This is a genomic window from Streptomyces coacervatus, from assembly GCF_029223485.1.
Lineage (GTDB): Bacteria > Actinomycetota > Actinomycetes > Streptomycetales > Streptomycetaceae > Streptomyces > Streptomyces coacervatus.
In genome coordinates, this window is the sequence record NZ_JARHTP010000080.1 from 1 (window position 1) to 593 (window position 593).

Genomic DNA, 593 nt, shown 5'->3' on the forward strand with positions numbered 1-593 from the left:
GGGCCCGGACGAGGCGCAGGCCAGGCGGGAGTTCCTCGACCGTCACAGGGACCTCCAGGGGCTCTACGGGCGAGCGGCTGCAGCAGGCCACGGCGTGGTCAAGGCGGTGTGGGCCTGAGGCGTCGTCACGTCCGGGGGGAGGGGTCGGGAGCCCTGTGGCCTCCTCCGGCGCTCCTCGGTGCAGCGGGCCCACGGAAAGTGCGGAATCGTGGTTTCAGCGATGCAATGGCCAACGCCCTCGAACCAGAGCGTCCGAAGAGAGTGCCGTCGCACGACTGCCTCATGTCGGGCTCTTCATCCATTCGATGAGCCGAGTCCACGGGCCGGCTCCCGATCGGCCCGGTGAACCCACTGAGCGCCCAGGAGTCCGTGTGCGTTGCGACGGCTCACCCTGTCGCGCCGGCACCGATTCCGATCGAGTCGTCGCCTCCACGAGGCGTGCACCTCTGCGCTCCGCAGGCTCACACGTGCACCGCTGAGCCGTTGGCACGCCCATCAGCACCTGGTCCACATGCCTCCCACAGCCCTCGTAGGTCACCTTCCGGCACGACCGGCAGACAGCACGTTGACACATAGCTCCCCTTCAATAACTC

At 68.1% G+C, this 593-nt stretch carries 1 protein-coding gene; it reads right to left on the reverse strand.

What is annotated here, in order from left to right:
* Positions 1-280 precede the first annotated feature (280 nt).
* Entirely contained in the window at positions 281-574 is a 294-nt protein-coding gene (locus tag P2Q00_RS51295) for a DUF8730 family Cys-rich protein (protein ID WP_498073043.1), read from the reverse strand.
* Positions 575-593 lie beyond the last annotated feature (19 nt).

Coding starts and splice junctions, on each gene's coding strand:
- P2Q00_RS51295 (WP_498073043.1), bottom strand. CDS start 574: ATGTGTCAACGTGCTGTCTGCCGGTCGTGCCGGAAGGTGACCTACGAG.